This window comes from Arthrobacter sp. I3 (genome assembly GCF_000520575.1).
In the GTDB taxonomy this organism is placed as follows: Bacteria; Actinomycetota; Actinomycetes; order Actinomycetales; family Micrococcaceae; genus Arthrobacter; species Arthrobacter humicola_A.
Genome location: NZ_KI914919.1, coordinates 31,805 through 40,915, shown reverse-complemented (window position 1 = coordinate 40,915; position 9,111 = coordinate 31,805). Strand labels below are relative to the sequence as shown.

Genomic DNA, 9,111 nt, shown 5'->3' with positions numbered 1-9,111 from the left:
GTCTGCGGTTCCCTGAGGCGGCCCCTACGGCACGGCCGGCTGAAGCTCCTTGTCCCACGCCATGCTCCGGTTGACGGCCACATAGCCCGTCTTGATGTAGAGCGCGAGGGCCCCGGTCGGGTTCTCCGAGTCGACATCCAGCGACGCCACGTCCATGCCCGCGGCCGCGAAGCGGCGCATGGCATCGGCCAAGAGCACCTGCGCGATGCCCTGGCCACGGTACTCCCGCCGGACGCCGAGGAGCTCCGTGTAGCCTTCGCGGAAGCCGCGGGTCAGGACGGCCTCGACGTCGTGGGTGGCCAACTGGTACCCGGCCACCGTGCCGGTAGAACGGTCCAGCACGACGCCGCTCAGGTCCGGCCGGGCCTGCGGATCATTCACCACAAAGCCCCAACCCTCCTGGTCGCGGGGCTCGCTGCCCCAGTGGTCCCGGAATGCCGCGTTGTGCGCCAGCCGCACCGGTTCATGCAACTCCGGCCCAAAAGTGACGAGCTCCAGTCCGGGGTCCAGGAAGGATTCAGGCACAGCCTGGGTCAGTGGCCGGTGCATCTCGTTGTAATAGCGGACAATGCCGTAGCCGGAACCGGCGAACAAGGCGGCCTGGTGCTGGTGCTGCTGCTCGGTATGGAGCCGCAGTCTCGGGCACGGGACGCCCCCGGCGCCGCCCGCATCGCCGGCCGCCCGAGCTGTCCCGGCATCCCCAACTGTGCCGGCATCCCCAACCGTGCCGGCAGGCCGTGCGTCCTCGGCAAAGCGGTCCCTGGTCCGCTGTTCCATCCAACCCAGCAGCGAGGTGCCGATCCCGCTCCCCTGCCACTCCGGGTCAACGCAGCCGGAGCCGTTCGCCTTGTCACCGTCACGGTTCTTGGTGATCCGGCCGTAGGCCCGGGCAACGCCCTCCGGATCGAAGCCGATGATGGTGTTCGCCGTTACCGGGTTATTTTTCGACTCAAGGATCTGTTCCAGGTCCGCCTGGCGCTCGAACCAGACGGGTTGCTCGACGGCGGCCGTGCGGGCAATCAGGCCGGCCCACGCGTCGAGGTCGCGGCGCTCCGCCGGCCGCCAGGACAGCCGGGGGTCAAGTGCGGGCCGGGGGTGGAGCTCGCCGTTGCGGTTCATGGCAACAGGCTAATAGGCGGGTTACCCGCGCGCCAGCACGGCCGCCGTCGCCGGACCCTCGCCCGCGGCGCCCGTGGCGGCAGCCGCGGCTGCGGCGTCCAGGTCCAGTCTGGTGTCCGCGGCGTCGATATCGTCCGGGTTGTGGGTGACCAGGACAACGGTCCGGTCGCGCAGCCCGTCGCGCAATTCGGCGAGCATGAGCCTGCCTGACTCGGCATCGAGGTGCGCCGTCGGTTCATCGAGCAGGATGACGTCGGCCCCGGTCATGAGCGTGCGCGCAACGGCCAGGCGCGTACGCTCTCCGCCGCTGAGGAAGGCCCCGCCCGGGCCGATCCGGGTGTCCAGGCCGTCCTCGAGCCGGGCCAGCATCGGGCCGAGTCCGACGGCGTCGAGGGAAGCCCGCATCTGCTCGTCCCCGTTGGCCACCACGGCGCCGCCGGGTCCACGCTGCGCACTGTCTGTACCGGCGGGAGCTGGCTCCGGCCGCGCCAGGAGAAGGTTGCCGCGGATGGTCGAGTCGAACAGGTGTGCCTCCTGCGGGCACCAGGCGGCGCGTCCGCTCAGGTACAGGTGGCCGCCGGCCGCCGGCAGGAACCCCAGGACCGTGGCCAGCAGGGTCGACTTGCCGGAGCCGGAGGCGCCGGTGACGGCCAGCCAGCGCCCGGGGCCGGCCTCGGCCGTGAGTCCGCTGAAGACATTTCCGCCGCCAGGCCACGCGGCAGCGAGGTCTACGAGTTCAATCCCTGGCCGGCCGCCGGGCCGCGAAGCCACGGGCACCAGTCCGCCCGTTGCGGCGCCGCCGTCCGCGTCACTGTTCGCTCCCGTCTCAAGGACTCCTGCCGCGCTGATCCGCCGCATCACGGCGCGGAGCGCGGGATACTGCCGCACGGCCGTGGTGATGGCCGCGTAAGGGTCCACCAGGGCCAGCTGCACGAGGACGACGACGGCAACAGTCTCCGGTTCGACCGCGCCGCTCAGGGCAAGCGGGGCGGCCAGCACGGCGCTGGCCAGGGCGGCCACGGCACAGGCCAGGACGGTCAGGGCCTGGCCGAGACCCTCCGCCCATGCCGACCGCTGTGAGGCTGCCGTCGCGGCCCGGTCCGCCCGGCCAATCGCAGCGAGCACGGGGGCGCTGACGCCGTTCGCGTGCAGTTCTGCGCGGGCGTCCAGGGCAGCGGCAACGTGACGGAGCACGCCGGAACGGAGGTTTTGTTCGGTGCCGGCGGACATGCGGTCGGCGGCCAACGCCAGGGCGGGGGCAACGACAATGCTCAGCAGCGCTGCGGCGGCCACGGCAGGCAGTGCAGCGGGAAGCAGCAGCCCGATCCCGGCCACTGCGGCCGCGGCCACAGCGATGGCGGTCACGGGCGGCAGCACGACGCGGGGCAAAAGCTCGCGGACCGTGTCGACGTCGTCCACCACGGTGCCGAGTACGTTGCCGCCCTGCAGGAGCCGGCGCAGGGACAGCGCGCGGCGGCTCAGCGACTCCCAGAGCCGGCCCCGGAGTCGGGTCAAGGCGGCGAACACGGCATCGTGCAGCAGCAACCGCTCGGAGTACCGCAGGCACGCCCTGCCGACGCCGAAAAACCTCACGCCGACGATCGCGGTGAGCAGGTACAGGATGGGCGGCTGTTCACTGGCCCGGATGATGAGCCAGCCGGACAGCCCCGCGAGGGCGACGGCGAACAGGGCCGCCAACGTGCCTACAGCTCCGGCGGCGGCGAACCGGCCCTTGACCGGGGCCAGCAGGCGACGCAGCTGGGCAGGGACCGAACCGGACGGGCCGGCCGCGCCGGAGCCGGAGCCGGAGCCGATTGAGCTGGCCGAACCGGCGGCGGCGGCAGGAGCGGTGCCGGTTTCGGGGCGGCCCGGAGCCGGATCCTTATCCGGGGTCGGGCTTGGGCCTGGGCTTTGGCTTTGGCTGTGGCCCGGCGCCGCGGCGTCCACGAGGAAGGGCGCCCGGATAGCCGCCGCCTGCACGCCCGGCTTTCCCCCGGCGGTTGCCGGCAGGGGCGGGACGAGGGCCGGAGGTTCACCGCCGTGGTGGCCGCCGGCGCCCGGCGTCACCGCGACGAGAGTGTCGGCAAGGTCCCGGGTGTGCCGGTCGTGCGCAACCAGCAGCACGGTGACCTTTCCCCGGAGCCCGGCGAGGGCCCGATTGACCTGTGTGGCCGATCCCCGGTCCAGATGGGCGGTGGGTTCATCCAGGAGCAGTACGCGGGCGCCGGCCTCGATCCTCGCCAGCCCGCGGGCCAGAGCAACCCGCCTCAGCTCCCCCGGACTCAGCTCGGCCGGGTGCTTGGCGGCCAGGTGCCCCGCGCCCACGGCCGCCAGGCACCTCGCTGCCGCATCGGCTTCCGCGCCCACGTCGGTGCCGCCCGCCTCGGTGCCGGCCGCGGCGTTGTCGGCGGCGGGAGCGCCGAGATACAGCCGGATCTCGTCCAGCACCGTGGAGGCCACCATGACGGGGTGCTGTGGCACCCAGGCGACCTCCGCCGTCGTGAATCCTCCGAGGCGTCCGGACACGGCGGTCCCCGCATCCGTCCCGATGGTCCCGGCGAGGACTCCGAGCACGGTGCTCTTGCCGGCGCCGCTGGCACCGTCGAGTGCCGTGATCTGGCCGGCGGCGGCGGTGAAGCTCAACGGTCCGACGGCGGCGTCCGTGCGTCCGCCGAAGCGGACGGTCAGTCCGTCCACGGTGACGGCGGGCGGGCCGGCAGCAGGACCGGAGGCCGGCGTCGGATCCAGGGGCGCAGCTCCGGGGTCCGCGAGGACCGCTGTGGTTTCGGCGAGCGCTGCCCGGCCGTCGTCGCTGGCGTGGTGTGCGGTGCCGAGCTCCCGGAGCGGAAGGTAGCAGTCGGGAGCGAGGATGAGCGCAAGCAGCCCTGCCTCAAGCGCCATGTCGCCGTGGACCAGGCGGACGCCGATGAACACGGCGACGACCGCCACGGAAATCGTCGAGATGAGCTCCAGGGCCAGGGCGGAGAGGAAGGCCGTGCGCAGAGTCCCCATGGTCCGGGAACGATATTCCTCGGACATGTCCTCCAGCGCCTGGCGCTGGGCTGAGGCCCGGCCCAGGCCCACGAGGACGGGCAGGCCTTTGGCGAGCTCGAGCATGTGCCCGGAGAGCCGTGCAAGTGCGGACTGGGCGTCCCTGACACGTTCCTCGGTGTACCGCCCGATCAGGATCATGAACAGCGGCACCAGCGGCACCGTCAGCACAATCACCACGGCGCTGACCCAGTCGGCGAACAGGATGCGGGCGCCCAGCAGCAGCGGAATGGCCGCGCAGTTCACCAGCGCGGGCAGGAACTGGGTGTAGTAGCTATCCAGGGCATCCAGCCCCCGGGTGGCCAGCACGGCGAGGCCGCCGTCGGCAGGCCCGGCAGACCGCGTGCCGTTCCTGAGCGCCTGCTCCAGCAGTTGCGAGCGCAGCTCCTCCTTCACTCCGAGCGCCGCCCGGCGTGAGGCCACGGACTGGCCCCATACCGTCAGTGAGCGCAGCACTGCCCCCGCGGCGCCCAGAACCAGCTGGTCTGCCCAGGCGGGGTCATGAGCGGCGAGCCCGGCGAGCATCGAAGCCACGGCCTGCGCCATGAGCACGAGCGAGAGCGCCTTGAGGGCGGCAAGCAGTCCCAGCAGGTAGAGGGCGGAACGGGTCGAGGGGCCGGCGGGGAACGGTCTCATCTGGGAAGTTAGTCCTTCGGTGCCAGCGCTTTGGCGGCGATCGCGGGAAGGAAGCTGTGCGCCTCCGGGATATGCGCTGCGCTCACCCGGCGCCGGAACACCCAGTACGTCCAGGCCTGGTACGCCAGGACCAGCGGCAGCCCGATGCAGGCCACAATGCTCATCAGGCCCAGGGTGTAGTCCGAGGACGAGGCGTTGGAGACGGTGAGATTGAACGCGGGATCCAGCGTGGACGGAAGAACCACAGGGAAGGCGGCACCGAAGATGGCGGCGCTGCCGAGCAGGAGGAATGCACCCAGCGACATGAAGGCACGGCCTTCGGCCCCCTTGCGGGCGAAATTCCATGCCAGGACCGCGGCGACGACGGCGGCGACCACGGCGGCGATGGTCCAGGCCTCGCCGCTGAGGAGCTGGAGGCTCACCGCCCAGCCGGCCATGGGCAGCAGCAGCACGGGCAGCAGCCGGACGAACCAGGCCCGCGCCCGGTGGCGTACCTCGCCGTCGGTCTTCAGCGCCAGGAACCCGAGGCCGTGCAGGAGGGAGAATCCGACGACGGCGAGTCCGCCGAGCACGGCGTAGCCGCTGAACCAGGCAAAGGGGCCGCCCTCGCGGTCGCCGTTGGCGTTCAGCGGCAGTCCCGTGGTGGTCAGGGCCAGTGCGGCGCCGACGCCGAAGGCCGCGACGAACGACCCTGCCGAGATGGCCCAGTCCCAGCGGGCGCGCCACCGGGGGTTGTCCACCTTGCCGCGGTATTCGAAGGCGACCGCCCGGAAAATGAGCGCCACGAGAACCAGCAGGAGTGGCAGGTACAGGGCGGAGAACAGCGAGGCGTACCAGAGCGGGAACGCCGCGAAGGTGGCGCCGCCGGCGGTCAGGAGCCAGACTTCGTTGCCGTCCCAGACCGGGCCGATCGTGTTGATCAGGACGCGGCGTTCGGTGTTGTTCCGGGCGAATCCCTTCATCAGCATGCCGACGCCGAGGTCGAAGCCCTCGAGGAAGAGATAGCCCGTCCACAGCACCGCGATGGCAACGAACCAGATGGTGGGTAGCAGTTCCATGCTGAGAATCCTCTGCGTATTTTTCGTGTGGGTTGCTGGGTGGTGGGGAGCCGGGCGGGCGCCTAGTAGGCGAACGCCAGGACGTCGTCGTCGGGTTTGCCGGGACCGCCCCGGGGGGTGTTGTCCTCGTTTTCGTCAACGGGGGCGTGGGCAAGTTCCGGCATGGCCGAGGCCACGCCGCCGCGGATGTACTTGACCAGGAGCTTGACCTCCACCACCAGCAGCACAGCATAGATGGAGGTCAGGACCACGAGGGAGGTCAGGATCTCTCCGGCCGAGACTCCCGGTGAGACGGCCGCGGCGGTGAACATGAAGACCTGGTCGATGCCGCTGGGGTCCGGGTTGGGGGCGACGACGAACGGCTGGCGGCCCATCTCGGTAAAGATCCAGCCCGCCGCGTTGGCACCAAACGGTGCGAGGATCCCGAACACCGCCAGGCGCATGAGGCCGCGGGAGGCCGGCACGGTTCCCTTGCGGGTGGCCCACAGTGCCAGAAGGGCGGCGAGGGCGGCCACGCCGCCGAAGCCGATCATCATCCGGAAGCCCCAGTAGGTGACTTCCATGACGGGCACGTACTGGATTTGCTGTCCGGCGCGGTCCCCGTAGATGGGGTTGTCCGGCAGGGTGGTGCCGTACTTGTCCTGGTACTCGCCCAGCAGGCTGTTGACGCCCTTGACCTCCGTGGTGAAGTCGCCCTTGGCCAGGAAAGACAGGATGCCCGGGACCTCGATCACGGCCACGATGTCATCGCAGTTCTTGGCGCCGAGGTTGCCGACGCTGAGGACCGAGAAGCCGGTGCCATCATGGCAGGCTGCCTCGGCGGCGGCCATCTTCATGGGCTGCTGCTCGAACATGAGCTTGCCCTGCAGATCTCCGGTGACGGCGGTGCCTGCGAAGGAAATCATGGCGACGACGGCGCCGATCCTCAGCGAGCGGATCCAGACGGTGTGGTCGCTGCGGTCCCGGCCGAGGATGCCGGCGGCTTCGCCGGGGATCGCCTTGCCGTCGGCCCCGATGGTGTCGATGCCGTCGTGGCGGCGGCGCCACAGGTGGTACCAGGCGATGCCGAGCAGGAACCCGCCGGCGACGGCGAGGGCGCCGAAGAGAGTGTGGGGCACGGCGACCAGGGCCGTGTTGTTGGTGAAGACGGCCCACGCGTCGGTCATGACGGGCCGGCCGTTGACCATTTCGACGCCGACGGGGTGCTGCATCCAGCTGTTGGCCACGATGATGAAGTAGGCCGAGAAGACGGAGCCAATGACGGCGATCCAGAGGCAGGCCAGGTGGACGGCGGGCTTGAGCTGTTTCCAGCCGAAGATCCACAGGCCCAGGAAGGTTGACTCTACGAAGAACGCCAGCAGCGCTTCCAGGGCCAGCGGGGCGCCAAAGACGTCACCGACAAAGCGGCTGTACTCGCTCCAGGCCATGCCGAACTGGAACTCCTGCACGATTCCGGTGGCCACGCCCATGATGAAGTTGATCAGGAAGAGCTTGCCCCAGAACTTGGTCATGCGCAGATATTCGGTCTTGCCGGTGCGGTACCAGAGCGTCTGGATCACAGCCACCACCAGCCCGAGGCCGATCGTGAGCGGCACCATCATGAAGTGGTAGACCGTGGTGATTCCGAATTGCCAGCGTGCGATTTCCAAGGCGTCCAAGGCAGTCCCTACTTTTGGCTAGGTCGGAGCAACTTCTACGTGGCGTAGAAGTGATTCTTCTACAGAGTGTAGAACACATCGTCGCTTCCCCGTAACTCAGACTCCCACGGCACGTCACGGCCTGCAATGGAAGAAAGCCCCTGTGCCGCCGCCCCGGGCCGGCGGCGCGACACGCCGGGCGGCCGTGTTCTACTTCATGTAGAAAGAATGCGCAAAACGCGGTAAATTTGTAAACGAAGTATTCACATACACCGCCCCGGCAGGCACCAGCAGTTTCCCAGCATGACGCCGGCGCGGCAGGCATAGAAGGATGTACGCAATGGCAAGTCTCGGTGAACTGGAACGGGCAGTGATGGACCTGCTCTGGGCAGGCCAAGAAGCTGCGACAGCCAACACGCTGCGGGACCTCCTCGCACAAAGCACCCAGCCCCAGGACGGCAGCGCCGGACACGTGGGCAAAGACCTCGCGGTCACCACGGTGCTGACCGTACTCTCGCGCCTTGAGCGGAAGGGCCTGGTGGAACGCGAACGCGGCACCCGCCCGCACCGCTACCAGGCCGTCTCGAGCCGTGCGGACCACACCGCGGAACTCATGCACGAGGTCCTCGGCTCCGCTCCGGACCGCGAAGCCGTCCTGGCCCGGTTCATTGGTTCCGTCACGGATAACGAGGCAGAAACCCTGCGCAAGCTTTTGGGCCGCAGCTAGCGCCCGATGTTCTGGACCTCATATTTTCTGGCGGTCCTGGCGATAGCATTGGCGTGGCCGGCGCCTATCCTCCTTTCCCGTGCCCAGTGGCCGGCCCGCTCCCCCTTCACGGCGATGCTGTTGTGGCAGGCGATCGCGCTGGCCGGTGGCCTGTCCATGATCGGCGCCATGCTCGTTTACGGGCTCGAGCCGGTCGGGGACAACCTGCTCTCCGGCCTGCGGGCGCTGGCCGGCATGGTCTTCCACAATGCCCCCACCACGGAACTGGGCTTCTGGCACATCTTTGCGCTCTCGGCCGCGGCCCTGCTGACGGCGCACCTGGTATTTACCCTGCTGCTGACCTACTACAAGATCCAGCGCCAGCGCCGCCGCCACCGCGAGCTGCTGGACCTCCTGGCGTCGCCATCCTCCGACGGCCCGGGGACGATGGTCCTGAACGTGGACTCGCCTGTGGCGTACTGCCTGCCCGGCGGCGCACGGTCCGTGACGGTTCTCTCCGACGGCCTCATGGCCGCCCTGGAGCCCGATGAGTTGCGTGCCGTGCTGATTCACGAGAACGCCCACCTGAGCCAGCGCCACCACCTCCTGCTGTGGGCCTTCGCCGCGTGGCGCCAGGCGCTGCCGTGGCTGCCCACCACCCGGCTGGCGCAGGAGTCGGTCAACTCTCTGATCGAGATGCTGGCCGACGACGTCGCGCTCAAGACGGAGAGCAAGGCGACTCTGATCAGGGCGATTGCCATTGTGGCCAGCGGGTCCCCGGCCACCCCCGCGGTGCGCCTGGCGTTCGGCGAGCCCGGCGTGGCCGACGGCGACCCCAGCCAGCCCGGCGCCACCGGAGGCAGTGGCTCGGCGGGTACGACGGCGTCACGCGTCAGCCGCCTGC

At 69.8% G+C, this 9,111-nt stretch carries 6 protein-coding genes; 2 read left to right on the top strand and 4 right to left on the bottom strand.

Translation table 11 applies throughout. The features are described from left to right. Positions 1-24: 24 nt before the first annotated feature. The 4 genes from Y706_RS0109645 to Y706_RS0109630 form a co-directional block, all read right to left on the bottom strand. A complete protein-coding gene (locus Y706_RS0109645; RefSeq protein ID WP_028276432.1) occupies positions 25-1,119 on the bottom strand; it encodes a GNAT family N-acetyltransferase in 1,095 nt (364 codons plus the stop codon). A 21-nt stretch (positions 1,120-1,140) separates the two neighbouring features. Further along, complete coding sequence (gene cydD, locus Y706_RS0109640) at positions 1,141-4,806, bottom strand: thiol reductant ABC exporter subunit CydD (RefSeq protein ID WP_028276431.1); 3,666 nt, start codon at positions 4,804-4,806, stop codon at positions 1,141-1,143. 8 nt (positions 4,807-4,814) lie between these two features. Continuing rightward, on the bottom strand, positions 4,815-5,864 hold the full coding sequence (gene cydB, locus Y706_RS0109635) for a cytochrome d ubiquinol oxidase subunit II (protein ID WP_028276430.1): 1,050 nt from the start codon (positions 5,862-5,864) through the stop codon (positions 4,815-4,817). A 62-nt stretch (positions 5,865-5,926) separates the two neighbouring features. After that, positions 5,927-7,522 carry a cytochrome ubiquinol oxidase subunit I gene (locus Y706_RS0109630; RefSeq protein ID WP_028276429.1) on the bottom strand — a complete coding sequence of 532 codons (1,596 nt, stop codon included), beginning with the start codon at positions 7,520-7,522 and terminating at the stop codon, positions 5,927-5,929. 319 nt (positions 7,523-7,841) lie between these two features. On the opposite strand from Y706_RS0109630, the gene Y706_RS0109625 reads away from it, so the two are divergent. Together Y706_RS0109625 and Y706_RS24695 are read left to right on the top strand one after the other, a co-directional pair. Then, positions 7,842-8,228, top strand: a complete 387-nt coding sequence (locus Y706_RS0109625; RefSeq protein WP_018772400.1) for a BlaI/MecI/CopY family transcriptional regulator — start codon at positions 7,842-7,844, stop codon at positions 8,226-8,228. Between the two features lie 6 nt (positions 8,229-8,234). After that, positions 8,235-9,111: M56 family metallopeptidase (locus Y706_RS24695; RefSeq protein ID WP_043435783.1), on the top strand; the 877-nt coding region annotated here is incomplete at its 3' end.

Excerpts from the sequence above, each read along its gene's own strand:
- cydD (WP_028276431.1), bottom strand. The coding sequence starts at position 4,806 with ATGAGACCGTTCCCCGCCGGCCCCTCGACCCGTTCCGCCCTCTACCTG.
- Y706_RS0109645 (WP_028276432.1), bottom strand. The coding sequence starts at position 1,119 with ATGAACCGCAACGGCGAGCTCCACCCCCGGCCCGCACTTGACCCCCGG.
- Y706_RS0109625 (WP_018772400.1), top strand. The coding sequence starts at position 7,842 with ATGGCAAGTCTCGGTGAACTGGAACGGGCAGTGATGGACCTGCTCTGG.
- cydB (WP_028276430.1), bottom strand. The coding sequence starts at position 5,864 with ATGGAACTGCTACCCACCATCTGGTTCGTTGCCATCGCGGTGCTGTGG.